Raw genomic sequence first — 26,653 nt, 5'->3', positions numbered from 1 at the left:
TTTCATCCGGTTGCCGCTGTTTTTAACCTTTCCGACCCGGTCACTTCGTGATGTTGTTCACGTTGTTCCCTGTCGATGGAGCGGCATTATAGGGATCCGAATTTTTTGCACAAGCCTTTTTTTGAATAAAAGGATCGACTGCATATTTTTCGACCCTTTCGCCGTGATCTCGTCCGATCCGCTGGTTTTGTCACCGTTCTTATCGCCTCTGAATTGGTATTTCCCGCAGCCAGGACTATATTGCCAAGGTTAAAACTCAATTATGAGGTACTTACCTATGTCTCAGGCTTTGCGCCCTTATCAGGGATTAACGCCAACATTGGGCGAAAGGGTGATGGTGGATCCTTCCAGTGTTGTTATCGGGGATGTCGATCTCGCGGATGATGTCAGTATCTGGCCGCTGGTTGTCATACGCGGTGATGTAAATAGTGTGTCGGTAGGTTGCAGATCGAATGTGCAGGATGGCAGCGTGCTGCATGTGACTCATCAGTCCCGCCAGAATCCTGAAGGGCACCCTCTTATTATTGGCGAAGACGTCACGGTCGGGCATAAAGCAATGCTGCATGGTTGTACGATCGGAAGCCGGGTTCTGGTAGGAATGGGATCCATACTGCTGGATGGAGCGATCATAGAAGATGATGTAATGATTGGCGCAGGAAGTTTGGTTCCCCCAGGAAAGCGGCTCGAAAGCGGCTATCTCTATTTAGGAAGCCCGGTTAAGCAGATCCGCGAACTGAGCGCCGATGAACTTGCGGGGCTGACCTACTCTTCAAATAACTATGTCACATGGAAAGATGTCTATCTGGCGAGTAAATAGTTAATGAGCCTGGACAACGTATTCAACAAGGCTGTTCAGGCTCTTTCAGTTAGCCCAGTAAATCTTGTTTTAACTGCGCCAGCACGGGCTCTATTTCTGGCATAACACCGTGCCATAAATAGAAAGCATGAGCGGCCTGCCCCACCAGCATTCCCAAACCATCAGCATAATGCGTCACACCGTTGCCTTTGGCCCAGCAAAGAAAAGGTGTAAGACCGGCCTGATAATACATATCGTAAACGCGCGTCTGTGCAGTGAAAACCTGTTCAGAGATTGCCGGGATTTCACCATTAATACCTGATGCCGTCGCATTGATAATCAGATCGAATTTCTCGCCGGCCAGATCGCTGAACGCAAGAGCCCGGATCTCACCTTTGCTCTCGAATATATGACTGAGATGTTGTGCACGTTCAAAAGTACGGTTGGTAACGACAACGGAGCATCCGTAGGATAAAAGCGGAAGGATCACTCCACGTGCAGCTCCGCCAGCGCCTATCAGCAATACCCGATCGTCGGGCTGAATAAGCGCCAGACGTTCCAGATCGCTCAACATTCCTATTCCGTCGGTGTTATCCCCGAGCAATCTTCCGTCTTCAAGTTTTTTGAGAGTATTTACAGCGCCAGACATCGCCGCACGGTCAGTCAGTTCATCTGACTCAGCAAATGCCCGCTCTTTGAAAGGCACAGTAATGTTTGCCCCCTTGGCTCCCTTTTCAAAAAAGGATCGCAGCGTTTCTTCAAAATCTTCATTTGGCGCCAGCATCGTTCCATAACTGTGTTCAAGCCCTGTCTGGCTGGCAAACAATGCATGAATACGGGGGGATTTGCTGTGACTGATTGGATTACCGAATACCGCGAAAGATGGCATGACTTTCGTTCCTTAGCCTTGACGAATGAGATCGCCGGTGAGGGCATCCCTGATTTCAGATGGGTTTTCTCTTCCACCCACCTGGCCGTTGAGCACTGGGAAATCCTCACCAAACTGGAGACGGACTTCATCAGCCAATCGGCAAGGTTCCTGACCATTCAGATTCGCGCTGGTAGAAACCAACGGTTTTCCAAACTGCTGGCAGAGTTCTTTAACCCGCGGATGATCGGTTACGCGGACCGCCAGCGACGAGAAGCGCCCTGTCAGCCAGTCAGGCGTAGAGGGTTTTGCAGGCATCACCCAGGTCACCGGTCCAGGCCAAAACGACAAGATATGTTCGAGTTGCTGATGGGTTAATGATGAATCATCAATATAAGGGAGAAGTTGCTGATAGTTATCGGCGATTAAAATCAGCCCTTTATCTTTAGGACGTTTTTTAAGAGCCAAAAGAGACTCAACCGCCTGCTCGCTGTCAGGATCACAGCCTAACCCGAATACGGCCTCAGTCGGATAAGCGATAACCTGCTGTTGATGTAATGCTTCAAGTACCTTTGCAAGTGAGTTTTCTGCTTCTTTATTCATTTTCTTCGTTATCTTTTATTTCTACGGCTTTGCCGCACAGTTTACTGGCACAAAATAGTTTTATACCCTGCGCCGTTTTCTTTTCCATCAATAAAGGATATTGGCAGTGCACGCACTCGCCGGCAACGGGCTTATTATTGATGGCAAACTGGCAGTCCGGGTAGCGGTCGCAGGCGTGAAAAACCTTACCAAAGCGAGACTTACGCTGCAGCAGATGTCCTTTGCCGCATTGCGGACAACTGAGGCTGGTTTCTTCGGGTTTATCGATGACTTCAATATGGTCGCATTCCGGATACTCGCTGCACCCGATAAACATCCCATAACGTCCCTGGCGAAGCACCAGCGTGGCGCTGCATTTGGGACATAACTGCCCGTCCAGGATTTTCACAATATGTCCGTCGGCCTGTGATTTCAGGGGGCGGATATATTCGCACTGTGGATAGGATGAACAGCTGAGAAAAGGGCCGTGGCGACCACTACGGATCACCAGATCGGCCCCGCATTCCGGACAGGATTCATTTTGCTTTTCAGCAAAAAGTGCTGCTTTTGTCATATGTTACGTTTTACCTGTTATCTCTTAATGCAGATAACCTTCATTAACTTCAAATAACAGCTCTTCCATTTGCTGATATGCACTTTCATATCCGGGAATATTAAAAAGAACCATCAGCACCACCCACTTAAGATCCTCAAGATCGAATTCTTCAGTGTCCAGAGCCATAACACGATCGATTACCATTTCACGGGTATCGAAGTTTAAAACCTTTATCTGTTCCAGGAACAACAAAAAGCCACGACAACTGCTATCTAAACGGCTCGTTTCCTCGTCGGTGTAAACACGTAATGCTGAAGGATCTGAATCCAGCATATAAGATGGGGTTCCACCCTCTTGCATATCCGCAAGTTTTTCAAGCCAATTCAGCGCATTGTGAATATCGGCCCGGTGAAAACCAGCCTCGGTCAAGTCATCCGTTAACCTATCCTCGTCAACATTCATCTCCGCTTCGTTGTGAATGTAAGTTTCAAATAAGTACATTAGTACGTCGAACATGGCTTGCCCTCTTAATTCGGACATAGCCGCCGGATACAGCTGCGATCCATCCTGCTAACTCCAGCTCGAGTAGTTTACCTACCACTTCTGGCACAGGTTGGCCGGCACGTTCGGCGACGACGTCAACAGATGTCACCTCATATTCTACGTTAGCCAACACATCAGCAAATGGCAATTCAACTTCGCATTCTTGTGCACAAATAATCGCCTCTGACGCCTTTGGTGGCTTATCTCGGGGTGCTTTTGACAGTTCGGGGATTCGCAGAGTCGGAAACCAGGTTAAGCCGCTTCCAATATGCTCGGCAATATCATTAGGCTCAGTAACCAGGTAAGCGCCCTGTTGGATAAGCCAGTGAGTTCCTTCTGACGTCGGGCTGCCTAGTGGGCCGGGCAAAGCAAAAACTTCTCGGCCCTGTTCAAGTGCATAACGGGCTGTGATCAACGACCCGCTGCGCAACGTTGCTTCCACAACCAGAACACCCGCGCTGAGACCACTGATAATGCGGTTCCGGCGCGGAAAGTTGGCCGCAAGTGGCGGCGCAGTCACCAGATGCTCAGAAACCAGGGTCCCGCCTTGCTCAAGAATACTGTCGGCTAACATCAAATGACGAGATGGATAACGCTTCATCAGCCCGCTGCCAAGAACGGCGATAGTTTTTCCCTGTGCCTGTAATGTTGCTTTATGACTAATTCCATCAATTCCCATCGCAAGCCCGCTCGTCACGGTAAAACCGCTGCTTACCAGCCCGCCGGCAAAAACCTGTGCATATTGTTCACCGTAATGGGAGTAGTGACGGCTTCCCACCATTGCTATTTGAGGAGATAACAGCAAATCCGGATTACCTTCGACGAACAAAATCAATGGCGGAGACGGAATCTGCGCTAACAAAGGCGGGTAGAGCGCACAGCCAAATGTGACAAGATATCGGCTATCCCCTTCCAGCCAGTTTAGTGACGCGGATAGCCATTGCTGATTGATATTCCTGAAATCTTCTATTTGCTCCGCGGTAAGGCCGCACGAGAATAATTCAGAAGGGCCATAATGCCCCTGGCAGAAGAGTGCCCGAATTATGCCTTCGGCATGGGCAGCATCAAGGCGCCTGACGGCTGATAAACGTATCCATACTTCCTGTAATGTCATTATCCTGCCTCTGTTCAATGCCTTTCGACGAAGGATTCAATTGGCAGAGGATGCTGTCAATCGGAGCAGGAAATGTCTAGAATAGAGTCTATATATCTTCAATCAATTGAATAAAGATCCAGAAAAATATGTCCGTATTACAGATATTACATTTCCCAGACGAGCGGCTTCGCATTACTGCAAAACCGGTCAAAGAAGTTAACGCCGAAATTCAGCAGATCGTGGATGATATGTTTGAAACCATGTATGCAGAAGAAGGCATTGGCCTGGCTGCGACTCAGGTAGACATTCATCAACGTATTATCGTTATTGATGTCTCTGAAAATCGCGACGAACGCCTCGTTCTCATCAATCCTGAGCTGCTGGAAAAAAGCGGCGAAACCGGTATTGAAGAAGGCTGCCTGTCGATCCCTGATCAACGTGCGCTGGTGCCGCGCGCTGAGAAAGTTAAAGTCCGCGCTCTGGATCGGGAGGGTAAAACCTTCGAGCTGGAAGCTGATGACTTACTGGCGATTTGCATCCAGCATGAAATGGATCATCTGGTGGGTAAATTATTCGTGGATTACTTGTCACCACTGAAACGTCAGCGTATTCGCCAGAAGATGGAAAAAATGGCCAAGCTGAACGCGCGGGCTGACTAATATTCGAGTAACACAGGACACTGCTTTGCGGATTATATTTGCCGGTACCCCAGACTTCGCAGCGCGTCATCTTGACGCGCTTTTGTCATCAGAACATCAGGTTGTGGGTGTATTTACCCAACCCGACCGCCCGGCCGGCCGTGGTAATAAGCTGACTGCAAGCCCGGTAAAAACGCTGGCACTTGCTCATGATATTCCCGTGTTTCAGCCGAAATCTTTGCGCCCTGAAGAAAACCAGTCACTGGTGTCCGATTTGGAAGCTGATGTGATGGTGGTCGTGGCTTATGGCCTGATTCTCCCTAAAGCTGTGCTGGATATGCCTAAACTGGGCTGCATTAACGTGCACGGTTCCCTGTTGCCACGCTGGCGTGGTGCCGCGCCGATTCAGCGTTCCTTGTGGGCTGGCGATGCTAAAACCGGTATCACTATCATGCAGATGGATGTGGGTCTGGATACCGGCGACATGCTGCATAAAGTGGAATGTGACATTCTTCCGGAAGATACCAGTGCATCCCTGTACAACAAACTGGCTGAGCTCGGCCCGGAAGGTATGCTTGAAACGCTCGGGCAGCTGGCGAACGGCACGGCTCAACCAGAAGTTCAGAACGAAGAACTCGTTACGTACGCTGAAAAGCTGAGCAAAGAGGAAGCACGCTTAGACTGGACGCTTTCCGCAGACCAGCTGGAACGTTGTATACGTGCATTTAATCCGTGGCCTGTCAGTTTCTTTATGATTGACGAGCAGCCCGTAAAAGTCTGGTCAGCTGAAAGTTTGCCTGCAAGCCATAGCACCCTGCCCGGCACCATTGTTTCTGCAGATAAAAAGGGGATCCAGGTTGCTACGTCTGACGGCATCCTGAATATCACCCAGTTGCAACCTTCAGGTAAAAAAGCAATGTCCGCACAGGACTTGCTGAACTCTCGTCGTGAATGGTTTATCGAAGGCTCTCGTTTAGCCTGACTCTTCCGACTACGCCCGATATTTCGTCGGGCCTTACCTTTCTGATAATGCTGATCCATTCAGCCATTTGAACAATGAAAACAGCCTATAATCTTCGTAGTATTGCAGCTCAAGCCATCAGTCAGGTTTTAGATAAAGGCCTGTCATTGTCGACGGTCCTTCCCGGTTTGCAGAAAAATATTTCAGAAAAAGATCGCGGATTATTGCAGGAATTATGTTTCGGCACTCTGAGGGTATTGCCTCAGCTCGAATGGTGCCTGCAACAACTCATGGCAAAACCGTTGACGGGAAAGCAACGGACACTGCATTACTTACTGATGGTTGGCCTGTATCAGCTAATTCATACGCGTATTCCCGCTCACGCAGTGTTAGCTGAAACTGTTGATGGTGCTGTGGCACTAAAGCGCCCTCAGCTAAAAGGTCTGATCAACGGCGTTCTCCGCCAGTTCCAGCGTCAGCAGGAAGAATTGCTGCAACGTATGGCCAATAATGACAGCCGCTATCTCCATCCGAGCTGGCTTCTTAATCGTCTTAAGAAAGCCTACCCCGACGCCTGGGAAAGCATTATTGATGCGAATAATCAAAGGCCGCCTATGTGGCTACGCGTAAACCGCATGCACAATACCCGCGACGATTATCTTCGACTGTTGAATGAAGCGCAGATTGAAGCCGTTCCACATCCTGAATATTCCGATGCACTGTGTCTGATCACGCCTTGTCAGGTCAGTCTGCTCCCAGGATTTTCAGAAGGATGGGTGACGGTTCAGGACGCTTCTGCACAAGGCAGCGTTGATCTGCTGGATCCACAGGATGGCGATATGATCCTCGATTTGTGCTGCGCGCCTGGCGGTAAAACGACCCACATACTGGAGGCCGCGCCTAAATCTCATGTGCTGGCTGTGGACGTGGATGAACAACGTCTGAAGCGTGTTCATGAGAATCTGCAGCGTTTAAAACTTAATGCGGAAGTGAAACAAGGCGATGGACGTGAGCCACAGGCCTGGGCTGGCGAGCGTATCTTTGACCGCATTCTGCTGGATGCACCGTGCTCGGCGACCGGCGTTATCCGCCGGCATCCCGACATAAAGTGGCTACGCAGAGACAGCGATATTACTGAGCTGGCAGGCTTGCAAAAAGAGATCCTGGAAGCCGTCTGGCCACGCCTTAAAAGCAAGGGTGTAATGGTTTACGCAACATGCTCAGTTTTGCCCGAAGAAAATTGCCTGCAAATAGTGGAATTTCTTAAATCTCACCCGGATGCGACGCTAGTTGAGACCGGCACGAGGGAAAACCCAGGCAGACAAAACCTTCCACACGCCGATGACGGCGATGGCTTCTATTACGCTAAACTGATCAAAAGCTGATTGTTTACTATTAATGCTACTTATTCAGGCTGAAATCTTCGAAGCCAAGCAGAGAGTCATATGAAAATAATAATTCTCGGTGCCGGACAGGTTGGTGGAACACTCGCTGAAAATCTGGTGGGTGAAAACAATGACATTACCGTTGTCGATACCAACACCGTCCGGTTACGTCAGCTTCAGGACAAATTTGACCTGCGCGTTGTGCAGGGACATGGCTCTCACCCACGCGTACTCCGCGAAGCCGGAGCTGAAGATGCCGATATGTTGGTGGCGGTGACTAATTCGGACGAAACCAACATGGTGGCATGTCAGATTGCGTATTCGCTTTTCAATACCCCAAACCGCATCGCACGCATTCGCTCCACGGAATATATCCGTGAATCCGAAAAGCTTTTCCATCCTGAAGCTGTGCCGATTGACCATCTGATTTCGCCTGAGCAACTAGTTACCGATTACATCTACAAATTAATCGAATATCCGGGTGCATTACAGGTTGTGAACTTTGCAGAAGGGAAAGTGAGCATTGCCGCAGTCAAAGCCTATTATGGCGGTCCGCTGGTAGGTAATGCACTCTCTTCAATGCGTGAACACATGCCGCACATCGAAACTCGCGTTGCGGCCATTTTCCGCCAGGACCGCCCGATTCGTCCGCAGGGTTCAACCATTATTGAAGCAGGTGATGAAGTGTTCTTTGTTGCCGCCTCTCAGCACATCCGTGCGGTTATGAGCGAACTTCAACGGCTGGAAAAACCATATAAGCGGATCATGATTGTCGGTGGCGGTAATGTGGGTGCTGGCCTGGCACAAAAGCTTGAGAAGAATTACAGCGTAAAACTGATAGAACGCGATCAGCAGCGGGCAGCTGAACTGGCCGAGTTGCTGCAAGACACGATTGTTTTCTACGGCGATGCCTCTGATCAGGAATTGTTAGCAGAAGAACATATCGAACAAGTTGATGTGTTTATTGCGATTACTAATGATGATGAAGCAAACATCATGTCGGCGATGCTTGCAAAACGTATGGGCGCCAAAAAAGCGATGGTTCTCATTCAGCGCAGTGCGTACGTGGATTTGGTACAAGGCAGCGTGATTGATATTGCGATTTCACCTCAGCAAGCGACGATTTCGGCACTGCTTGGGCACGTCAGAAAAGCAGATATCGTCAGCGTTTCGTCATTACGCCGTGGTGTAGCCGAAGCTATTGAGGCGATTGCACATGGCGATGAGACCACCTCTAAAGTTGTTGGTCGTACGGTAGAGCAAATTAAATTGCCGCCAGGTACGACTATCGGCGCGATCGTCCGTGGGAATGACGTCATCATTGCTAATGGAAATAGCAGAATCCAACAAGGTGATCATGTGGTGATGTTCATTACAGATAAGAAATTTGTCAGGGATGTGGAACGTTTGTTCCAACCTAGCCCGTTCTTCTTATAAATTGATGAATTGCCGAAAATATATGGCGTTAAGCAGGATTCAGTAGAGAACTTTTGTAGCGAAGACGCGACAAATGGTCTTTACTTGGTTGGACACATTTGATGAATTTGCCAAGGAGTATTTTATGAGTTTTATGAAAGAGTTTCGTGAATTTGCCATGCGTGGCAACGTGGTCGACCTTGCCGTCGGTGTAATCATTGGTGCAGCCTTCGGCAAGATAGTGTCATCATTTGTTGCTGATATTATTATGCCACCGCTGGGTTTACTCATTGGTGGAGTCGATTTCAAGCAATTCGCTTTTGTACTCAGAGACGCACAAGGAACGGTACCGGCAGTCGTAATGCATTACGGTGTGTTTATCCAAAATATTTTTGATTTCGTCATTGTTGCTTTGGCAATCTTCTGCGCAATCACTTTGATGAACAAAATGCGCCGTAAACAGGAAGATGTTCCTGCGGCACCACCGAAACCGACTGCGGAAGAAACTTTGCTGGCAGAAATTCGTGATCTGCTTAAAGAGCAGCAAACACCGAGATTGTAACGAAGAAGAAAGTTGCTGTTGCTTTAAGTTTTAGAAGGGCAGTGTTGAATATTCGATTAAACGCTCAACACTGCCCTCCATATAATTCCCTTTTCCATTTTTTTCTTTTCTACGATAACTTCCCTTACCCTTTAGATTCTTTTCAATGCGCTGCTTAAACAGTGGATCATGAAGAAGAGCCTGCAAGGCATTATCCTGAATGGTCCCTTTTTGGTGCTTATACTGAGTCATAACTCCCTCGTTTTTTAGAAATGCAACATGGCTAAATTGCCAGCGCATAATACTGCGTTTAATTTCCAACCGGTAGCTCTTTTCAAAATGCTTGAGCAGATTAGATCACTTTTCCTGCCCCATCTTCAAGCGCTTCTAATATTGAACAACTCTCACTGGTATGCGCAGAACCACAGCAGGCGGCACTCAATCTTTTCAAAGATTCACGCATCCGGGTGAGCTCTTGTAATTTGAGCTCAACCTCAGCCAGACGCTCATCAACAATAGACTTAGATTCCTGACATGTGTGATGAATAGGATCGACCCGAATAGAAAGCAGTTCTTTAATTGCTTCAAGCGTAAACCCGGTAGATTTTGCATACCGAATGAAACGCAACCGTTGTAAGTCGTTTTCATCATATTGACGATAACCGGAGGTAGTCCGTAAACCCGCCGCCATCATTTCCTGTTTTTCATAATAACGAACAGTATCCGTAGAGACCCCTGCCAAAGCAGCTAGCTCACCAATTTTATACATATTCACTCACCTCTAAACTTATCCTTCAGCGCATCTTTGTAGCGCCCATGAAGAAAATCGATATTCATTCCCGCTTGCTGCAAACGCAACTGAAGAATTTTGAGACGCTTTTCAACAGCTGAAAACTGAGGATCATCCCGCGTTAAAACATTAAGTATATGATCTAATTCGATCGCTTCTTTTCGGTCCTGCAACTCAGGAGGCAAATAACCTGCGTTTTTAAGAATACGATAAGCGGTTCTTAGCTCTTCAGGAATGCCGCTGTCATCATCGAGTATAAGAGGTCTGCCAGCTCCCGGAAGATTATCAAACTCACCATTTTCCCGGGCCTCTTTAATGTGTTTTTCAACCCACTGGTCAATAAGAAACATGATTTTGCCTCAGCCAAACGGTTAGCTTCACAACGTTAAGGCAGCATAGCGCGGATAAAAGAGAAATTCAGGATGAATGGTGCCGGAGGTAACGAAATTTAAAGCATCAAAATTTAGACGTAAAAAAACCGGGCAGAGCCCGGCTTTTTCATGCATCTACAGATTATTCAGCAGTTGCTACTTCTGCTTGTGACTCTGCACGATCAACGAGCTCGATGTAAGCCATCGGCGCATTGTCGCCTGCACGGAAACCACACTTCAGAATGCGAGTGTAACCACCGGCACGGCTCGCGAAACGCGGGCCCAGTTCATTAAACAGTTTTGCCACGATCTCGTTATCACGAGTACGGGCGAATGCCAGACGACGATTTGCAACGTTGTCGGTCTTGGCAAGAGTAATCAGCGGCTCAACAACGCGACGCAGCTCTTTCGCTTTCGGCAGGGTCGTCTTGATGATCTCATGACGAACCAAAGAGCCGGCCATGTTACGGAACATAGCCTGTCGGTGGCTGCTGTTACGGTTCAGTTGACGACCACTCTTACGATGGCGCATGACCTTATCCTTCTCAGTAAAACCTTAACCTGTGATCCGGTTACTCGTCAGCAATACTTGCTGGTGGCCAGTTTTCCAGGCGCATGCCCAGAGACAAACCACGGGACGCAAGTACGTCTTTGATCTCAGTAAGAGATTTTTTACCCAGGTTAGGTGTTTTAAGTAACTCAACCTCGGTACGCTGTACCAGATCACCGATGTAGTGGATTGCTTCTGCCTTAAGGCAGTTAGCAGAGCGGACAGTCAATTCCAGATCGTCAACAGGGCGCAGCAGGATTGGATCGAATTCCGGCTTCTCTTCTTTGACTTCCGGTTGACGTACATCACGTAAATCAACGAAAGCTTCAAGTTGTTCAGCAAGAATGGTCGCCGCACGACGGATCGCCTCTTCAGGATCGATCGTACCGTTGGTTTCCATTTCGATAACCAGCTTGTCCAAATCAGTACGCTGTTCTACACGCGCTGCTTCAACATTGTAGGCAATTCGCTCTACAGGGCTGTAGCATGCGTCTACTAACAGACGACCAATTGGGCGCTCATCTTCTTCCGAATGAATTCGGGCAGACGCCGGCACATAACCACGACCGCGCTGAACTTTGATACGCATGCTGATAGCAGCGTTCTCATCGGTCAGGTGGCAGATGACATGTTGCGGCTTGACGATTTCGACATCACCATCATGGGTAATGTCGGCTGCAGTCACAGGGCCAATGCCAGACTTATTCAGGGTAAGAATAACTTCATCTTTCCCTTGAACTCTCACCGCCAGCCCTTTCAGGTTGAGCAGGATCTCCAGGATATCTTCCTGTACGCCTTCTTTGGTGCTGTACTCATGCAGTACACCATCAATCTCAACCTCGGTCACCGCGCAACCCGGCATGGATGAAAGCAGAATACGGCGCAGTGCGTTGCCTAAAGTATGGCCAAAGCCACGTTCTAAAGGCTCAAGGGTCACCTTGGCGTGCGTCGAACTGACTTGCTCGATATCTACCAGGCGCGGTTTTAGAAACTCTGTCACAGAACCCTGCATTGTGTCCTCTCTTTGGTACTAAGCTTTACTTGGAGTAAAGCTCGACGATCAGGTGTTCGTTAATGTCGGAAGACAGATCAGTACGTTCAGGCATACGCTTGAACACACCTTCCATCTTAGCAGCATCAACTTCAAGCCAAGTCGGCTTTTCACGCTGTTCAGCCAACTCCAAAGCGGCCTTCACGCGAGATTGCTTTTTAGCTTTCTCGCGGATGCTGACAACGTCATTCGGAGATACCTGATAAGAAGCGATGTTAACAACGCGACCGTTTACCATGATAGCTTTGTGGCTAACTAACTGGCGCGATTCCGCACGAGTAGCGCCGAAGCCCATACGATAAACAACGTTGTCCAAACGACCTTCAAGCAGTTGCAACAGGTTTGCACCGGTGTTGCCTTTCAGGCGTGCTGCTTCTTTGTAATAGTTACGGAACTGACGCTCCAGAACACCGTAAATACGACGAACTTTTTGCTTTTCACGTAACTGTACACCGTAGTCAGACAGACGCGGTTTACGCGCACCATGCTGACCAGGAGCTTGTTCAATTTTACACTTGGTATCGATCGCGCGAACGCCAGATTTAAGGAATAAATCTGTGCCCTCACGACGGCTAAGCTTGAGCTTAGGACCCAAATATCTTGCCATTTTCTCTCTCCAACAAACCTAAAAAAGCAGCGTTATACGCGGCGCTTTTTCGGCGGACGACAACCGTTATGAGGGATAGGAGTCACATCAGTAATATTAGTGATGCGGAAACCAGCCGCGTTTAATGCGCGGATAGTAGACTCACGACCAGGACCAGGTCCTTTAACCATAACTTCCAGATTCTTGATACCGTATTCTTTCACTGCGTCAGCGCAGCGCTCTGCTGCAACCTGAGCTGCGAACGGAGTGGATTTACGAGAACCACGGAAACCGGAACCACCAGCTGTTGCCCAACCCAAAGCATTACCCTGACGATCGGTAATGGTAACAATGGTGTTGTTGAAAGAAGCATGGATATGAGCCACGCCGTCAGAGACTTGTTTTCTTACACGTTTACGTGTACGAACAGGTGCCTTTGCCATTTATTCAATCACCCCGATTATTTCTTGATCGGTTTACGCGGACCCTTACGGGTACGTGCGTTAGTCTTGGTACGCTGACCGCGTACTGGAAGACCACGACGATGACGCAAACCACGATAAGTCCCAAGGTCCATAAGACGCTTGATGCTCAGGGTGACTTCACGACGCAGATCACCTTCAACAATGAACTTGGCAACTTCGTCACGCAGTTTTTCGATTTGCTCTTCAGACAGCTCACTGATCTTAACATTTTCAGCAATACCGGATGCAGCACAGATAGACTGTGAGCGGGTTTTACCGATGCCGTAGATCGAAGTTAATGCGATCACGGTATGTTTCTGATCAGGAATGTTAATGCCTGCTATACGGGCCACTATGCACTCCTACTATTTATATACGGCAATACCATTCTGAAAAGCCCGTTTTCAGGATACTCAAATAGTATTGCTGCTTACATACAAAAGATTGGCTGGCTAATCTAGCCAGCTCAACCCAACTTTGCAAGAAAAATATGCGAGATAATCAGCCTTGACGCTGTTTATGCTTCGGTTCTGCGCTGCAGATTACGCGAACGATACCGTTACGCTTAACAATTTTGCAGTTACGACATAATTTCTTGACGGAAGCACGAACTTTCATTTTTACTCTCCGTAACTTCGCAAACGCACCAGATTAGCGGTTATAGCCTTTCAGGTTTGCTTTCTTCAATGCAGACTCGTACTGACTTGACATCATCAGAGTTTGCACTTGAGCCATAAAGTCCATAATGACAACGACTACGATTAGTAGTGAAGTACCACCAAAGTAGAATGGAACTTTCATCGCGTCACGCATGAACTCCGGGATAAGGCAGATGAAAGTAATATACATCGCACCAATTAAGGTTAAGCGAGTCATTACTTTATCGATGTACTTCGCCGTTTGCTCTCCCGGACGAATTCCTGGTACAAATGCACCGGACTTCTTCAGGTTATCTGCTGTCTCACGCGGGTTGAACACCAACGCAGTATAAAAGAAACAGAAGAAGATGATTGCAGTCGCATAGAGTAACACATAAAGCGGTTGTCCAGGCTGCAAATACAGCGAAATCGTAGTCAGCCAGTTCCAACCAGTTCCACCCCCGAACCATGATGCAATCGTGGCAGGGAACAGAATGATGCTGGAAGCGAAGATTGCTGGGATAACCCCGGCCATATTCACTTTCAACGGTAAGTGCGTGCTCTGTGCTGCATAGACACGACGACCTTGTTGACGCTTGGCGTAGTTAACGACGATACGACGTTGACCACGTTCTACAAACACAACAAAGAAAGTCACTGCAAACACTAAAACTGCAACCAACAGCAACAGGAGGAAGTGCAGGTCGCCTTGCCGAGCTTGTTCGATAGTATGGGCAACTGCTGGCGGAAGACCCGCTACGATACCGGCAAAAATAATGATCGAAATACCGTTACCGATACCTCGTTCAGTAATTTGCTCACCCAGCCACATCAGGAACATTGTCCCGGTAACCAGACTCACAACTGCAGTAAAGTAGAATGCGAAGCCTGGATTCAACACCAGGCCTTGCATACCAGGCATGTTCGGCAAACCGGTAGCAATACCGATAGACTGAAACACTGCCAATACCAGCGTACCGTAGCGGGTATACTGGCTAATCTTACGACGGCCAGCCTCCCCTTCTTTCTTAATTTCCGCTAACGCTGGATGAACCACCGTTAACAACTGGATAATGATCGATGCCGAAATGTACGGCATGATCCCCAGAGCAAAGATTGAAGCACGGCTGAGAGCACCACCAGAGAACATGTTAAACATTTCAATGATAGTGCCTCTTTGCTGCTCGAGCAATTTGGCAAGTACAGTGGCATCAATACCAGGGATCGGAATAAAAGAGCCGATACGGAAAACAATCAGCGCACCGATAACAAACAAAAGTCTGCGCTTCAGTTCGCCTAGTCCACCCTTGGCACTTTGAAAATCTAATCCCGGTTGCTTAGCCATCTGCTACTTATTCCTCAATTTTACCGCCAGCAGCTTCGATAGCAACACGAGCGCCTTTGGTGACACGCAAACCACGCAGAGTTACCGCACGACCAACTTCGCCTGAAAGGATTACTTTCGCGAACTCGATCTGGATACCAACTACGTTAGCGGCTTTCAGCGCGTTCAGGTCGATCACGTCGCCTTCCACCAGAGCCAGTTCAGACAGACGAACTTCTGCCGTGATCATAGCTTTGCGGGAGGTGAAGCCGAATTTCGGCAGACGACGATATAAAGGCATCTGACCACCTTCAAAACCGCGACGTACGCCACCGCCAGAACGTGAGTTCTGACCTTTGTGACCACGACCACCGGTTTTACCCAGGCCAGAACCGATACCACGACCTACACGCCTTGGCGCTTGTTTGGCACCATCAGCCGGAGACAGAGTATTTAAACGCATCTCTTACTCCTCAACCTTAACCATGTAGGAAACCAGGTTGATCATACCGCGTACAGCAGGAGTATCCTCGCGCTCTACGGTGTGACCAATACGACGCAGACCCAGACCAACCAGAGTAGCTTTATGCTTAGGCAGGCGGCCAATAGAACTGCGAGTTTGTGTAACTTTAATAGTCTTTGCCATGGTTAATTACCCCAGAATTTCTTCAACGGATTTACCACGCTTGGCAGCGACCATTTGTGGGGATTTCATATTTGCCAGAGCGTCGATAGTTGCACGAACCACGTTAATCGGGTTTGTAGAACCATAAGCTTTAGCCAATACGTTATGTACCCCTGCAACTTCCAGGACGGCGCGCATTGCACCACCGGCGATGATACCGGTACCTTCGGAAGCCGGCTGCATGAACACACGGGAACCCGTATGAGCACCTTTAACAGGATGCTGCAGGGTGCCGCTATTCAGCGCGACATTCAACATGTTGCGACGGGCTTTTTCCATCGCTTTCTGGATCGCTGCCGGAACTTCGCGTGCTTTGCCGTAGCCAAAACCAACGCGACCGTTACCATCACCAACTACTGTCAGTGCGGTAAAGCTGAAGATACGGCCACCTTTTACGGTTTTAGATACGCGGTTTACCGCGATCAGCTTTTCCTGCAGTTCGCCAGCTTGTTTTTCGATGTGAGCCATCTTAAACCTCTTCCTTAGAACTGAAGGCCAGCTTCACGGGCAGCATCTGCCAGTGCCTGGACTCGACCATGATATTGGAAACCGGAACGGTCAAAGGATACTTTCGTGATCCCTTTTTCCAATGCGCGTTCTGCGATAGCTTTACCTACAGCAGTGGCAGCATCTTTGTTGCCGGTATACTTCAGTTGCTCAGTAATAGTTTTTTCTACAGTAGATGCAGCAACTATGACTTCAGAACCGTTTGGTGCGATGACCTGTGCGTAAATATGACGCGGGGTACGATGTACCACCAGACGAGTCGCACCCAATTCTTTGAGCTTGCGGCGTGCGCGGGTCGCACGACGGATACGAGCAGATTTCTTATCCATAGTGTTACCTTACTTCTTCTTAGCCTCTTTGGTACGCACGACTTCGTCGGCGTAACGGACACCCTTGCCTTTATAAGGCTCAGGACGACGGTAGGCACGTAAATCCGCAGCAACCTGACCGATTACCTGCTTATCAGCGCCTTTCAGCACGATTTCAGTTTGGGTCGGACATTCTGCAGTAATGCCTTCCGGCAGTTGATGATCGACCGGGTGAGAAAAGCCTAAGGCTAAATTCACCACGTTGCCTTTAACAGCAGCACGATAACCAACACCTACCAGTTGAAGCTTTTTAGTGAAGCCGTCGGTAACACCTACAACCATAGAGTTCAACAGTGCACGAGTGGTACCCGCTTGGGCCCAACCATCTACAGCGCCTTCGCGTGGAGCGAAAGTCAGTGTATTTTCTTCCTGTTTTACTACTACAGCGTCATGGATAGTACGTGACAGCTCGCCGTTTTTACCCTTAATCGAAATAACCTGACCGTTGAGTTTAACCTCTACGCCGGCAGGAATGACGACGGGTGCTTTTGCAACACGAGACATTCTTTCCTCCCAATTAAGCTACGTAGCAGATAATCTCGCCACCAAGACCAGCCTGGCGAGCTGCACGATCGGTCATAACACCTTTAGAGGTAGAAATAACAGCAATACCCATACCAGCCATAACTTTAGGCAGCTCATCTTTTTTCTTGTAGATGCGCAGACCTGGACGGCTGATACGTTGAATGCTTTCTACCACTGGGCTTCCCTGGAAGTACTTCAGTACTAATTCCAGTTCAGGTTTGGCGTCGCCTTCGATTTTAAATTCTTCAATGTAGCCTTCTTCCTTCAGCACGTTGGCAATAGCCACTTTCAGCTTGGAGGAAGGCATGGTGACCGCAACTTTGTTCGCGGCTTGACCGTTACGGATACGGGTCAGCATATCCGCGATCGGATCTTGCATGCTCATCTGTCTTTACTCCCGTGATTCAATTGGTGACAATTACCAGCTAGCCTTTTTAAGACCCGGAATTTCACCGCGCATAGCGGCTTCACGGACCTTAATACGGCTCAACCCGAACTTCCGCAGGAAAGCATGCGGACGACCAGTTTGACGGCAGCGGTTACGCTGACGAGACGGGCTGGAATCACGCGGCAGAGACTGCAGCTTAAGAACCGCATCCCAACGATCTTCGTCGGATGAGTTCACACCAGAGATAATAGCTTTCAATTCCTCGCGTTTAGCGCGGTATTTATCAGCCAGTTTTACGCGAACGACTTCGCGTGCTTTCATGGATTGCTTAGCCATTAGTAACCCTGCCTTACTTGCGGAACGGGAAGTTAAAGGCTGTCAGCAATGCACGGCCTTCATCATCGGATTTCGCAGTAGTGGTGATAGTAATATCTAAACCACGAACGCGATCGACTTTATCATAATCGATTTCCGGGAAGATGATCTGTTCACGCACGCCCATGCTGTAGTTACCACGACCATCGAAAGACTTAGCAGACAAGCCGCGGAAGTCACGAATACGTGGAACAGCAATAGAGACCAGACGCTCAAAGAACTCCCACATGCGTTCGCCGCGGAGGGTTACTTTACAGCCGATCGGATAGCCCTGACGGATTTTGAAGCCTGCAACTGATTTGCGTGCTTTGGTGATCAGCGGTTTTTGACCGGAGATTGCTGCCAAGTCAGCTGCTGCGTTATCCAGCAGTTTCTTGTCAGCGATCGCTTCACCAACACCCATGTTCAGGGTGATCTTCTCGACCCGAGGGACTTGCATGACAGAATTGTAACCAAACTCAGCCATGAGTTTTTTTACGACATCGTCTTTGTAGTAATCATGCAGTTTCGCCATCGTACTACTCCAAATTACTTGATAGTTACGCTGTTAGACTTGAAGAAACGTACTTTTTTGCCGTCTTCGAATCTAAAGCCTACACGGTCCGCCTTGCCAGTAGCCGTGTTGAAGAGAGCAACGTTAGAAACCGGAATTGCAGCTTCTTTTTCAACGATGCCACCTGGTTGATTCAGGGCCGGTACAGGCTTCTGATGTTTTTTAACCAGGTTGATACCTTCAACAATGACCTTGCCAGAAGACAGGACATTTTTTACTTTACCGCGCTTACCTTTATCTTTACCGGTAAGCAGGATAACTTCGTCATCACGACGGATTTTCGCTGCCATGGTTCGCTCCTTAGAGTACTTCTGGTGCCAGAGAGATAATTTTCATGAACTTCTCATTACGCAGTTCACGAGTTACCGGCCCAAAAATACGCGTGCCGATTGGCTGCTCGCTGTTATTGTTTAAAATAACGCATGCATTACCATCGAAGCGAATGACAGAACCGTCCGGGCGACGAACACCCTTCTTGGTGCGCACCACTACCGCCTTCAGCACATCGCCTTTCTTCACCTTACCGCGAGGAATTGCTTCCTTGATGGTAATTTTGATGATGTCGCCGACGCCTGCGTAGCGACGGTGCGAGCCACCTAGAACCTTGATACACATTACGCGACGTGCACCGGAGTTGTCGGCCACGGTCAGCATAGTCTGTTCTTGGATCATGTTAGTGCTCCGCTAATGTCAACTACAACTTTAGGACCCAGGATAGGTCGTTAAGAAATCCCCACAATATGAGGGCGCGGCATTATAACACCGGTTCCCGATTATGGGTAGAAAAAATAAACGGCCCACGTACATGAGCCGTTTATCTATTTTTGAGAGGCGCTACTGTATTACAGAATCGCTTTCTCTACAACGCGAACCAAGGTCCAAGACTTAGTCTTAGACAGTGGACGGCATTCGCTGATTTCTACAACGTCGCCGATACCACATTCATTGTTCTCGTCATGTACGTGCAATTTAGTCGTACGCTTGATGAATTTACCGTAGATCGGGTGTTTCACCACACGTTCAATCGCAACAACGATGGATTTTTCCATTTTGTCACTGATTACACGACCCTGCAGAGTACGGATCTTGTCAGTCATTACGCACCCGCCTTTTCAGTCAGTAAAGTCTTCACACGTGCGACATCACGACGCACTTGTTTCAACAGGTGTGTTTGCTGCAACTGGCCACTTGCCGTTTGCATGCGCAGGTTAAACTGCTCACGCAAAAGGTTCAGCAGCTCAGTGTTCAGCTCTTCCACGCTTTTTTCGCGCAGCTCTTGTGCTTTCATTACATCACCGTCTTAGTTACAAAGGTGGTTTTGATAGGCAGTTTGGCTGCTGCCAGCTGGAAGGCTTCACGAGCCAGCTCTTCAGGCACACCGTCCATTTCGTACAGGACTTTACCAGGCTGAATCAAAGCAACCCAATACTCTACGTTGCCTTTACCTTTACCCATACGAACTTCGAGCGGTTTCTCGGTGATCGGTTTGTCCGGGAATACTCGGATCCAGATCTTACCTTGACGCTTAACTGCACGGGTCATCGCACGACGTGCTGCTTCAATTTGACGAGCAGTCAGACGACCACGGCCAACAGCTTTCAGACCGTAAGTGCCGAAGCTCACATCCGTACCTTGCGCAAGACCACGGTTGCGGCCCTTGTGCACCTTACGGAATTTTGTACGCTTTGGTTGTAACATCAGCGACTCTCCTTACTTGCGGCCTTTACGCTGCTGCTTTTTAGGTTGAGCAGCCGGTTCCGGTTGTTCAACTGCAGCCATACCACCCAGGATCTCACCTTTGAAGATCCATACCTTAACGCCGATTACACCATAAGTGGTGTGCGCTTCAGATGTGTTGTAATCGATATCCGCACGCAGAGTATGCAACGGAACACGACCTTCACGGTACCATTCGGTACGCGCGATTTCAGCACCGCCAAGGCGGCCGCTTACTTCAACTTTGATACCTTTAGCGCCAAGACGCATTGCGTTCTGTACAGCACGCTTCATAGCACGACGGAACATAACACGACGTTCCAGCTGTGAAGTGATGCTGTCAGCAACCAATTTTGCGTCCAGTTCCGGTTTACGGACTTCGGCGATGTTAATCTGCGCAGGAACGCCAGCGATATCCGCTACGACCTTACGCAGTTTTTCGACATCTTCACCTTTCTTGCCGATAACGATGCCAGGACGAGCAGTGTGAATAGTCACACGGATGCTCTTCGCTGGACGCTCGATAACGATGCGAGAAACGGAAGCTTTCGCCAGTTCTTTAGTCAAGAATTGGCGAACTTTAAAGTCGCTGTCCAGGTTGTCAGCGAATTCTTTGGTATTCGCATACCAAGTAGAGTTCCAAGGTTTGACAATACCCAGGCGAATACCATTAGGATGTACTTTCTGACCCATTGCTAGTCTCCAGAGTCTCAGCGATCGGACACAACCACAGTGATGTGGCTGGTGCGCTTCAGAATGCGATCTGCACGACCTTTTGCACGAGGCATAATGCGCTTCATGCTTGGGCCTTCGTCTACGAAAATCTTCGTGACTTTCAGATCATCGATGTCAGCGCCATCGTTGTGTTCTGCGTTAGCAATGGCAGACTCCAGTACCTTCTTAACCAGACCAGCAGCTTTCTTGTTGGTGTAGGCCAGAGTTTCCAGAGCTTGCGACACTTTCTTACCGCGAATCAGGTCCGCAACAAGGCGAACCTTCTGAGCAGAAGAACGAGCGTGGCGATGTTTAGCGATAGTTTCCATCTCTTCCTCCTACCTTAGCGCTTTTTAGCTTTTTTATCAGCCGCATGGCCGCGATAAGTACGAGTCGGCGCGAATTCACCCAGTTTGTGACCGACCATTTCATCGGAAACAAATACTGGTACGTGCTGACGACCATTATGGACAGCGATGGTCAAACCGATCATGTTAGGAAAGATCGTTGAACGACGGGACCAAGTGCGCAAAGGCTTCTTGTCACCGCTTTCCACCGCTTTCTCTACCTTCTTCAGCAAGTGCAGGTCAATAAAAGGACCTTTCTTGAGAGAACGTGGCATGGCTTATCCTCTAATTATTTTTTGCTACGGCGACGTACAATGAATTTATCAGTACGCTTGTTGCTACGGGTCTTCTTACCTTTGGTTTGAACGCCCCACGGAGTTACCGGGTGCTTACCAAAGTTACGACCTTCACCACCACCGTGTGGGTGATCGACTGGGTTCATCGCAGTACCGCGAACGGTAGGACGAATACCACGCCAACGTGCAGCACCTGCTTTACCCAGAACACGAAGCATATGTTCAGAGTTACCGACTTCACCTAAGGTGGCGCGGCAATCAACTTGAACTTTACGCATTTCGCCAGAGCGCAGACGCAGAGTTACGTAGGAACCGTCACGAGCAACGATCTGAACGTAGGCACCGGCTGAACGAGCCATCTGGCCGCCTTTACCTGGTTTCATTTCTACGTTGTGAACCGTTGAACCTACTGGGATGTTACGCATAGGCAGGGCGTTACCTGTCTTGATTGCAGCATCAACGCCAGATTGGATCTGGTCACCCACTTTCAGGCCTTTCGGCGCCAGGATATAACGGCGTTCGCCATCTTTGTACAGAACCAGCGCGATGTTCGCGGAACGGTTCGGATCGTACTCCAGACGCTCAACCACTGCAGCGATACCATCTTTGTTGCGTTTGAAGTCAACCAGACGATAATGCTGTTTGTGGCCACCACCGATATGACGGGTGGTGATACGGCCATTGTTGTTACGGCCACCGCTTTTGCTCAGTTTTTCAAGCAGCGGGGCAAAAGGTTTACCCTTGTGCAGCTCAGGGTTAACCACTTTAACAACGTGGCGACGACCCGGAGATGTAGGTTTACATTTAACAATTGCCATTGTTCTTACTCCTCCGACTTACTCAGCGCCGCTGATGAAGTCCAGATTCTGGCCTTCTTTCAGGGTGACGTAAGCTTTTTTCCAGTCGCTACGACGACCAACACGCTGACCGTGACGTTTAACTTTGCCTTTAACCAGCAAGGTGTTCACATCTTCGACTTCGACTTCAAACAGTTTCGAAACCGCAGCTTTGATTTCTGCTTTAGTCGCGTCTTTGGCAACTTTGAGAACGATGGTGTTGTTCTTTTCCATCGCAGTAGAAGCTTTTTCAGAAACGTGCGGCGCGCGCAGCACTTTCAGCAGACGTTCTTCACGAATCATGCCAGCATCTCCTCAACTTGCTTCACAGCGTCAGCAGTCATAACCACTTTGTCGAAGGCGATCAGGCTTACTGGATCGATACCTGCTACATCGCGAACGTCAACCTTGTACAGGTTACGTGCGGCCAGGAACAGATTCTCGTCGACTTCGCCAGTTACAATCAGCACGTCTTCCAGAGCCATGTCTTTCAGTTTCTGTGCCAGCAGCTTAGTTTTAGGCGCTTCAACAGAGAACGTCTCGACAACGATCAAACGATCTTGACGTACCAGTTCGGACAGGATGCTTTTCAGCGCGCCGCGGTACATCTTTTTATTTACTTTTTGACTGTGGTCCTGTGGCTTGGCAGCGAAGGTTACACCACCGGAACGCCAGATCGGGCTCTTTACAGAACCTGAACGCGCACGGCCAGTACCTTTCTGACGCCAAGGTTTTTTACCGGAACCAGTTACTTCAGCACGGGTCTTCTGAGCACGAGTACCTTGACGGGCACCTGCTGCATAAGCAACAACGACCTGGTGTACCAGCGCTTCATTGAAATCACGCCCGAAGGTAGTTTCGGAAACAGTCAGCGCGCTCTGCGCGTCTTTCACTACTAATTCCATTCCTATCTCCTCGACGTTAAGCCTTAACAGCAGGTTTAACGATCAGGTTGCCACCGGTAGCACCCGGAACAGCACCCTTGACCAGCAGCAGGTTGCGCTCAGCGTCAACACGTACTACGTCCAGGCTTTGAACGGTTACACGCTCGTTACCCAGTTGGCCTGCCATTTTCTTGCCTTTGAACACTTTGCCCGGAGTCTGGTTCTGACCGATAGAACCCGGAACACGGTGAGACAAGGAGTTACCGTGGGTAGCGTCTTGGGTACGGAAATTCCAGCGCTTAACTGTGCCAGCAAAACCTTTACCTTTAGAAGTACCGGTAACATCAACTTTCTTAACGTCTGCGAAAATTTCAACGCTAATGTTTTGACCTGCAGTGAATTCTTCACCTTCTGCAAGGCGGAATTCCCACAGACCGCGGCCAGCTTCAACGCCAGCTTTAGCGAAGTGACCCGCTTCTGGTTTGGTTACACGGTTAGCTTTTTTGCTACCAGTAGTAACCTGCACAGCACGGTAACCATCGTTGTCCAGGTCTTTGACCTGAGTAACGCGGTTTGCTTCAATTTCGATAACGGTTACAGGGATAGAAACGCCATCTTCTGTGAAGATACGAGTCATACCCACTTTCTTACCGACTAAACCAATCATTGTTTCAACCTCTCAATCGCTCAATGACCCTGATTAACCCAGGCTGATCTGCACGTCTACACCAGCAGCCAGATCCAGACGCATCAGAGCATCAACGGTTTTCTCGGTTGGCTCAACGATGTCAACCAGACGCTTGTGAGTGCGAATCTCATACTGATCGCGCGCATCTTTATTGACGTGCGGAGAAATCAGAATGGTAAAGCGCTCTTTGCGGGTCGGCAGCGGGATTGGACCACGAACTTGCGCACCAGTGCGCTTCGCAGTCTCAACGATTTCCGCAGTTGATTGATCGATCAGACGATGATCAAACGCTTTCAGGCGGATACGGATTCTTTGGTTCTGCATGAGACCAGAGCTCCAATTATTTTAAACGTAAATGATTACTCCTCATACCCATTTCGATTGATGGGAGAGTGTAATCGTTCTTAACATAACCCCCATATCGGGAGTATTGTCGACCGACAAGTAAACTTATCAGCCAGCTGATTCTTATCGAATCAGACTTACCAAGATTAGGTAAGCCCGCGCATTATACGTAAACAGGGAGAATAAGCAACAGACATTACCAAATGGAGTGCTTTTATTTTGCACTGCCGTCAACTCGTTCCATCACCCACCTCATCACCTGAGTTTCAGGATCATTTATTGGCGGGCTGTATTACAACTGGGTGAGATATCAACATCCCGTTTCAGTCTTGATTCATAATGAATTCAGTTGGTCATTGCCTCTTCAGGCGCCAATATCATCCGTCATAAAAGATGTTATGACTTTGAATTAGCTAACGGGGGCATTCTTTGTACTATCCAATTTTATCTGAAGGTCAGTTTCAGGGGGTCGCCCGCTGTGTAGCTGCTTTCAGCGGCTTTTTGGCCGGTATGTTGCTCAATATCGTAGTTACCCGATTTATTCTAAAGTTTGCTTCGATTCCTGTGCCCCCGTTCACTCTGCCCGATATATCTTATGCGAGAAGCTCTGATGAACCCGATCTATACCTGAAATCTCCATTGCTTAGACAGATGAATTTTCGAAGGGCCAGCCTGTATTACCAGGACCAGCTTTCATACCGATCCCTTTTTGTCACCGGGAGCTGCACGCTCTTGTTTTTAGGTATGTCCTTTCTCTTCGATAATCCTATGGCCTGGCTGATAGTTTGTCTGTTTTCTTGTTTTCTCATCACATTGAGTGTTATCGACGCTTCAACATTTATTTTACCGGATGCCTTAACACAGCCGTTGCTGTGGCTCGGTCTGATGCTGAGTGCACTCGGTCATGGCGTGCCCGTTGAGTCTGCTATTTTCGGCGCAGTTTCAGGCTACCTGTCTCTTTGGTTTCTTTATTGGTGTTTGAGACTTGTGATGAAGAAAGAGGGGATGGGTTTTGGTGATTTTAAACTACTGGCAGCAATAGGCGCCTGGTCAGGCTGGGAAGCATTGCCTGCTGTATGTACACTGGCGGCATTAATCGGAATTTTTTATGCCGTGGTTTGGGGGAGGTTCTTACGACGGGGTAGTTTGATTCCTTTTGGCCCTGCCCTTTCAATATCTGGACTTCTGATTTACATCAGCCAGAGGAGTGACATTGTCTGGCTGATGTAATCGATTCTGCTATTGGGATGCTTCTTTGAGCTGGGACTGGATGTAGTTTTGTAACCCAATACGCCCAATTAATTCGATCTCAGTTTCGAGCCAATCGATATGGTGCTCTTCATCTGCAAGGATGGTGATCATTAAATCCCGGCTGACATAATCATGGACTGAATCAGCGTAAGCAATCCCTTCTCTCAGGTCTTTGGCCCCATCGAGTTCAAGTACTAAATCTGACTTCAGCATCTCCTCAACATCTTCGCCAATATTGAGCTTTCCGAGATCTTGAAGATTTGGGATGCCTTCGAGGAAAAGTATGCGTTCAATGTAAATATCGGCATGTTTCATTTCGTCGATAGACTCATGATACTCGATACCATTCAGGCGCATTAAGCCCCAGTTTTTGAACATTCGGGCGTGCAGAAAATACTGGTTAATTGCAACCAGCTCATTTCCAAGAAGTTTGTTGAGATGAGCAATGACTTTTTTATCGCCTTTCATAGGTAACTCCTCCGTTCCGGTATCTAAAGCGTAGATCCGGCACAGAGTAAGTCAAAAAAAAGGCACACTTTTTAACGAAGTATTTTTACGCGATGTTTTTGAACTCTGGGATTTGTTGTAATTCATCTTCCATTATCTGTCGTGCAGCCCGCACACATTTTCCACACTGAGTTCCTACTGGAACAAAATTTCTGAGCTGCTGGAACGTTTGTGGCTGGTAACGCCTGACGGCCTGTCTGATCGTTTTATCACTGACCGAATTACATAAACACACGTACATATAAACCACACTTCGTCTAAATCTTAGGCTTACTGTAAATGAGAATGGTTATTATTGCAAATCCTGTTTATGCTCTTTATCTCACAAAAATTAGAAAATAAAAAAGGGTGCCGAGGCACCCTTTTTTGCTCTTAATTATCAGCGATTAAGCGATAACTTTAGCAACAACACCAGCACCTACAGTACGGCCGCCTTCACGGATTGCGAAACGCAGACCGTCATCCATCGCGATTGGGTGGATCAAGGTAACAACCATTTTGATGTTGTCGCC

The 26,653-nt window shown here is 48.5% G+C and carries 45 protein-coding genes and 1 pseudogene; 7 read left to right on the top strand and 39 right to left on the bottom strand.

Features of this window, described 5'->3' with window-relative positions; all coding sequences use genetic code 11:
* The first annotated feature begins 277 nt into the window (after window positions 1-277).
* Window positions 278-817, top strand: a complete 540-nt coding sequence (locus tag M2403_RS24750) for a gamma carbonic anhydrase family protein (protein ID WP_208951336.1) — start codon at window positions 278-280, stop codon at window positions 815-817.
* Window positions 818-866: 49 nt separating this feature from the next.
* On the opposite strand, the gene aroE is transcribed toward M2403_RS24750, so the two are convergent.
* Genes aroE through dprA form a run of 5 tightly spaced genes read right to left on the bottom strand, consistent with a single transcriptional unit; the run spans window position 867 to window position 4,459 of the window.
* On the bottom strand, window positions 867-1,685 hold the full coding sequence (gene aroE / locus M2403_RS24745) for a shikimate dehydrogenase (protein ID WP_259231245.1): 819 nt from the start codon (window positions 1,683-1,685) through the stop codon (window positions 867-869).
* A 12-nt stretch (window positions 1,686-1,697) separates the two neighbouring features.
* A complete protein-coding gene (gene tsaC, locus M2403_RS24740; RefSeq protein WP_152327220.1) occupies window positions 1,698-2,267 on the bottom strand; it encodes an L-threonylcarbamoyladenylate synthase type 1 TsaC in 570 nt (189 codons plus the stop codon).
* Complete coding sequence (locus M2403_RS24735) at window positions 2,260-2,820, bottom strand: type I DNA topoisomerase (protein ID WP_152327221.1); 561 nt, start codon at window positions 2,818-2,820, stop codon at window positions 2,260-2,262. Before M2403_RS24735 ends, tsaC begins: the two co-directional genes overlap by 8 nt.
* A 24-nt stretch (window positions 2,821-2,844) precedes the next feature.
* A complete protein-coding gene (locus tag M2403_RS24730; RefSeq protein ID WP_101080124.1) occupies window positions 2,845-3,318 on the bottom strand; it encodes a DUF494 family protein in 474 nt (157 codons plus the stop codon).
* Window positions 3,290-4,459, bottom strand: coding sequence for a DNA-protecting protein DprA (gene dprA, locus M2403_RS24725; protein WP_165061152.1), 1,170 nt, complete (start codon window positions 4,457-4,459; stop codon window positions 3,290-3,292). Before dprA ends, M2403_RS24730 begins: the two co-directional genes overlap by 29 nt.
* A 128-nt stretch (window positions 4,460-4,587) precedes the next feature.
* On the opposite strand from dprA, the gene def reads away from it, so the two are divergent.
* The 5 genes from def (at window position 4,588) to mscL (ending at window position 9,403) form a co-directional block, all read left to right on the top strand.
* Window positions 4,588-5,100: a peptide deformylase gene (gene def, locus M2403_RS24720; RefSeq protein WP_101080126.1), complete on the top strand. Its 513-nt coding sequence runs from the start codon at window positions 4,588-4,590 to the stop codon at window positions 5,098-5,100.
* Between the two features lies 1 nt (window position 5,101).
* Window positions 5,102-6,061: a methionyl-tRNA formyltransferase gene (gene fmt, locus M2403_RS24715; protein ID WP_193333194.1), complete on the top strand. Its 960-nt coding sequence runs from the start codon at window positions 5,102-5,104 to the stop codon at window positions 6,059-6,061.
* A 74-nt stretch (window positions 6,062-6,135) separates the two neighbouring features.
* Window positions 6,136-7,425, top strand: a complete 1,290-nt coding sequence (gene rsmB, locus M2403_RS24710) for a 16S rRNA (cytosine(967)-C(5))-methyltransferase RsmB (protein WP_259231244.1) — start codon at window positions 6,136-6,138, stop codon at window positions 7,423-7,425.
* Between the two features lie 60 nt (window positions 7,426-7,485).
* Entirely contained in the window at window positions 7,486-8,862 is a 1,377-nt protein-coding gene (trkA, locus tag M2403_RS24705; protein ID WP_101080129.1) for a Trk system potassium transporter TrkA, read from the top strand.
* A 124-nt stretch (window positions 8,863-8,986) separates the two neighbouring features.
* Window positions 8,987-9,403, top strand: coding sequence for a large-conductance mechanosensitive channel protein MscL (gene mscL / locus M2403_RS24700; RefSeq protein WP_101080130.1), 417 nt, complete (start codon window positions 8,987-8,989; stop codon window positions 9,401-9,403).
* A gap of 30 nt (window positions 9,404-9,433) precedes the next feature.
* Here mscL and M2403_RS24695 read toward each other — a convergent pair whose 3' ends face one another.
* From M2403_RS24695 to rpsJ, 31 genes are all read right to left on the bottom strand, one after another.
* Window positions 9,434-9,634: an alternative ribosome-rescue factor A gene (locus M2403_RS24695; protein WP_101080131.1), complete on the bottom strand. Its 201-nt coding sequence runs from the start codon at window positions 9,632-9,634 to the stop codon at window positions 9,434-9,436.
* A gap of 100 nt (window positions 9,635-9,734) precedes the next feature.
* The gene (gene zntR, locus M2403_RS24690) at window positions 9,735-10,151 is read right to left on the bottom strand and encodes a Zn(2+)-responsive transcriptional regulator (RefSeq protein WP_152327225.1); all 417 of its coding nucleotides are present in this window, start codon (window positions 10,149-10,151) and stop codon (window positions 9,735-9,737) included.
* Between the two features lie 2 nt (window positions 10,152-10,153).
* On the bottom strand, window positions 10,154-10,522 hold the full coding sequence (locus tag M2403_RS24685; protein WP_259231242.1) for a DUF1992 domain-containing protein: 369 nt from the start codon (window positions 10,520-10,522) through the stop codon (window positions 10,154-10,156).
* A gap of 163 nt (window positions 10,523-10,685) precedes the next feature.
* On the bottom strand, window positions 10,686-11,075 hold the full coding sequence (gene rplQ, locus M2403_RS24680; RefSeq protein ID WP_034793661.1) for a 50S ribosomal protein L17: 390 nt from the start codon (window positions 11,073-11,075) through the stop codon (window positions 10,686-10,688).
* Window positions 11,076-11,115: 40 nt separating this feature from the next.
* Window positions 11,116-12,105 (bottom strand): DNA-directed RNA polymerase subunit alpha, encoded by a 990-nt coding sequence (locus M2403_RS24675; RefSeq protein WP_002919219.1) that lies wholly within the window; start codon window positions 12,103-12,105, stop codon window positions 11,116-11,118.
* 25 nt (window positions 12,106-12,130) lie between these two features.
* A complete protein-coding gene (rpsD, locus tag M2403_RS24670; RefSeq protein WP_095923750.1) occupies window positions 12,131-12,751 on the bottom strand; it encodes a 30S ribosomal protein S4 in 621 nt (206 codons plus the stop codon).
* 32 nt (window positions 12,752-12,783) lie between these two features.
* Window positions 12,784-13,173 carry a 30S ribosomal protein S11 gene (gene rpsK, locus M2403_RS24665; RefSeq protein ID WP_004929731.1) on the bottom strand — a complete coding sequence of 130 codons (390 nt, stop codon included), beginning with the start codon at window positions 13,171-13,173 and terminating at the stop codon, window positions 12,784-12,786.
* Between the two features lie 17 nt (window positions 13,174-13,190).
* Window positions 13,191-13,547, bottom strand: coding sequence for a 30S ribosomal protein S13 (gene rpsM, locus M2403_RS24660; protein WP_013573704.1), 357 nt, complete (start codon window positions 13,545-13,547; stop codon window positions 13,191-13,193).
* A gap of 148 nt (window positions 13,548-13,695) precedes the next feature.
* On the bottom strand, window positions 13,696-13,812 hold the full coding sequence (rpmJ, locus tag M2403_RS24655) for a 50S ribosomal protein L36 (RefSeq protein ID WP_012768118.1): 117 nt from the start codon (window positions 13,810-13,812) through the stop codon (window positions 13,696-13,698).
* A 33-nt stretch (window positions 13,813-13,845) separates the two neighbouring features.
* The gene (gene secY / locus M2403_RS24650) at window positions 13,846-15,177 is read right to left on the bottom strand and encodes a preprotein translocase subunit SecY (protein WP_034793668.1); all 1,332 of its coding nucleotides are present in this window, start codon (window positions 15,175-15,177) and stop codon (window positions 13,846-13,848) included.
* A 7-nt stretch (window positions 15,178-15,184) separates the two neighbouring features.
* Window positions 15,185-15,619: a 50S ribosomal protein L15 gene (gene rplO / locus M2403_RS24645; protein WP_013573702.1), complete on the bottom strand. Its 435-nt coding sequence runs from the start codon at window positions 15,617-15,619 to the stop codon at window positions 15,185-15,187.
* A 3-nt stretch (window positions 15,620-15,622) separates the two neighbouring features.
* On the bottom strand, window positions 15,623-15,802 hold the full coding sequence (rpmD, locus tag M2403_RS24640; protein ID WP_101080134.1) for a 50S ribosomal protein L30: 180 nt from the start codon (window positions 15,800-15,802) through the stop codon (window positions 15,623-15,625).
* Window positions 15,803-15,808: 6 nt separating this feature from the next.
* Window positions 15,809-16,309, bottom strand: a complete 501-nt coding sequence (gene rpsE, locus M2403_RS24635; protein ID WP_101080135.1) for a 30S ribosomal protein S5 — start codon at window positions 16,307-16,309, stop codon at window positions 15,809-15,811.
* Window positions 16,310-16,323: 14 nt separating this feature from the next.
* Window positions 16,324-16,677, bottom strand: a complete 354-nt coding sequence (gene rplR, locus M2403_RS24630) for a 50S ribosomal protein L18 (protein ID WP_013573699.1) — start codon at window positions 16,675-16,677, stop codon at window positions 16,324-16,326.
* 9 nt (window positions 16,678-16,686) lie between these two features.
* Window positions 16,687-17,220 carry a 50S ribosomal protein L6 gene (rplF, locus tag M2403_RS24625; RefSeq protein ID WP_013573698.1) on the bottom strand — a complete coding sequence of 178 codons (534 nt, stop codon included), beginning with the start codon at window positions 17,218-17,220 and terminating at the stop codon, window positions 16,687-16,689.
* A 13-nt stretch (window positions 17,221-17,233) separates the two neighbouring features.
* Window positions 17,234-17,626 carry a 30S ribosomal protein S8 gene (rpsH, locus tag M2403_RS24620; RefSeq protein ID WP_104923581.1) on the bottom strand — a complete coding sequence of 131 codons (393 nt, stop codon included), beginning with the start codon at window positions 17,624-17,626 and terminating at the stop codon, window positions 17,234-17,236.
* 33 nt (window positions 17,627-17,659) lie between these two features.
* A complete protein-coding gene (rpsN, locus tag M2403_RS24615) occupies window positions 17,660-17,965 on the bottom strand; it encodes a 30S ribosomal protein S14 (protein WP_013573696.1) in 306 nt (101 codons plus the stop codon).
* Window positions 17,966-17,978: 13 nt separating this feature from the next.
* Complete coding sequence (gene rplE, locus M2403_RS24610; protein WP_013573695.1) at window positions 17,979-18,518, bottom strand: 50S ribosomal protein L5; 540 nt, start codon at window positions 18,516-18,518, stop codon at window positions 17,979-17,981.
* A gap of 14 nt (window positions 18,519-18,532) precedes the next feature.
* On the bottom strand, window positions 18,533-18,847 hold the full coding sequence (gene rplX, locus M2403_RS24605) for a 50S ribosomal protein L24 (protein WP_013573694.1): 315 nt from the start codon (window positions 18,845-18,847) through the stop codon (window positions 18,533-18,535).
* A gap of 10 nt (window positions 18,848-18,857) precedes the next feature.
* Window positions 18,858-19,229: a 50S ribosomal protein L14 gene (rplN, locus tag M2403_RS24600; protein WP_008457164.1), complete on the bottom strand. Its 372-nt coding sequence runs from the start codon at window positions 19,227-19,229 to the stop codon at window positions 18,858-18,860.
* A 170-nt stretch (window positions 19,230-19,399) separates the two neighbouring features.
* Window positions 19,400-19,654: a 30S ribosomal protein S17 gene (gene rpsQ, locus M2403_RS24595; protein ID WP_014333604.1), complete on the bottom strand. Its 255-nt coding sequence runs from the start codon at window positions 19,652-19,654 to the stop codon at window positions 19,400-19,402.
* Window positions 19,654-19,845, bottom strand: coding sequence for a 50S ribosomal protein L29 (gene rpmC / locus M2403_RS24590; RefSeq protein ID WP_013573692.1), 192 nt, complete (start codon window positions 19,843-19,845; stop codon window positions 19,654-19,656). Before rpmC ends, rpsQ begins: the two co-directional genes overlap by 1 nt.
* Entirely contained in the window at window positions 19,845-20,255 is a 411-nt protein-coding gene (rplP, locus tag M2403_RS24585) for a 50S ribosomal protein L16 (protein ID WP_009639183.1), read from the bottom strand. Before rplP ends, rpmC begins: the two co-directional genes overlap by 1 nt.
* A gap of 12 nt (window positions 20,256-20,267) precedes the next feature.
* Window positions 20,268-20,966 (bottom strand): 30S ribosomal protein S3, encoded by a 699-nt coding sequence (gene rpsC / locus M2403_RS24580; protein WP_004956187.1) that lies wholly within the window; start codon window positions 20,964-20,966, stop codon window positions 20,268-20,270.
* A 17-nt stretch (window positions 20,967-20,983) separates the two neighbouring features.
* Window positions 20,984-21,316, bottom strand: coding sequence for a 50S ribosomal protein L22 (rplV, locus tag M2403_RS24575; RefSeq protein WP_004391423.1), 333 nt, complete (start codon window positions 21,314-21,316; stop codon window positions 20,984-20,986).
* 14 nt (window positions 21,317-21,330) lie between these two features.
* Complete coding sequence (gene rpsS, locus M2403_RS24570) at window positions 21,331-21,609, bottom strand: 30S ribosomal protein S19 (RefSeq protein ID WP_004929772.1); 279 nt, start codon at window positions 21,607-21,609, stop codon at window positions 21,331-21,333.
* 14 nt (window positions 21,610-21,623) lie between these two features.
* On the bottom strand, window positions 21,624-22,448 hold the full coding sequence (gene rplB / locus M2403_RS24565; RefSeq protein ID WP_152327227.1) for a 50S ribosomal protein L2: 825 nt from the start codon (window positions 22,446-22,448) through the stop codon (window positions 21,624-21,626).
* Between the two features lie 18 nt (window positions 22,449-22,466).
* Complete coding sequence (gene rplW / locus M2403_RS24560; RefSeq protein WP_013573689.1) at window positions 22,467-22,769, bottom strand: 50S ribosomal protein L23; 303 nt, start codon at window positions 22,767-22,769, stop codon at window positions 22,467-22,469.
* The gene (rplD, locus tag M2403_RS24555) at window positions 22,766-23,371 is read right to left on the bottom strand and encodes a 50S ribosomal protein L4 (protein ID WP_013573688.1); all 606 of its coding nucleotides are present in this window, start codon (window positions 23,369-23,371) and stop codon (window positions 22,766-22,768) included. The genes rplW and rplD overlap by 4 nt, the downstream gene beginning before the upstream one ends.
* Window positions 23,372-23,387: 16 nt before the next feature.
* Window positions 23,388-24,017, bottom strand: coding sequence for a 50S ribosomal protein L3 (gene rplC / locus M2403_RS24550; RefSeq protein ID WP_013573687.1), 630 nt, complete (start codon window positions 24,015-24,017; stop codon window positions 23,388-23,390).
* 33 nt (window positions 24,018-24,050) lie between these two features.
* Window positions 24,051-24,362, bottom strand: coding sequence for a 30S ribosomal protein S10 (gene rpsJ, locus M2403_RS24545; protein ID WP_009639175.1), 312 nt, complete (start codon window positions 24,360-24,362; stop codon window positions 24,051-24,053).
* Window positions 24,363-24,812: 450 nt separating this feature from the next.
* Here rpsJ and M2403_RS24540 point away from each other — a divergent pair, with 450 nt between their 5' ends.
* Window positions 24,813-25,613, top strand: coding sequence for an A24 family peptidase (locus M2403_RS24540; protein WP_152327228.1), 801 nt, complete (start codon window positions 24,813-24,815; stop codon window positions 25,611-25,613).
* A 9-nt stretch (window positions 25,614-25,622) separates the two neighbouring features.
* Here the strand turns inward: M2403_RS24540 and bfr are convergent, their stop codons facing one another.
* From bfr to tuf, 3 genes and pseudogenes are all read right to left on the bottom strand, one after another.
* Entirely contained in the window at window positions 25,623-26,102 is a 480-nt protein-coding gene (gene bfr, locus M2403_RS24535) for a bacterioferritin (RefSeq protein ID WP_101080138.1), read from the bottom strand.
* A gap of 85 nt (window positions 26,103-26,187) precedes the next feature.
* Window positions 26,188-26,382: a bacterioferritin-associated ferredoxin gene (bfd, locus tag M2403_RS24530; RefSeq protein WP_056778102.1), complete on the bottom strand. Its 195-nt coding sequence runs from the start codon at window positions 26,380-26,382 to the stop codon at window positions 26,188-26,190.
* 145 nt (window positions 26,383-26,527) lie between these two features.
* Window positions 26,528-26,653: pseudogene (gene tuf, locus M2403_RS24525) on the bottom strand (elongation factor Tu); the annotation flags it as partial.

It is taken from the genome of Rahnella sp. BIGb0603, from assembly GCF_024808755.1.
GTDB lineage: Bacteria > Pseudomonadota > Gammaproteobacteria > Enterobacterales > Enterobacteriaceae > Rahnella > Rahnella contaminans.
Note: the sequence above shows the minus strand (reverse complement) of the source record. Positions and strands in the feature narration are given on the sequence as shown.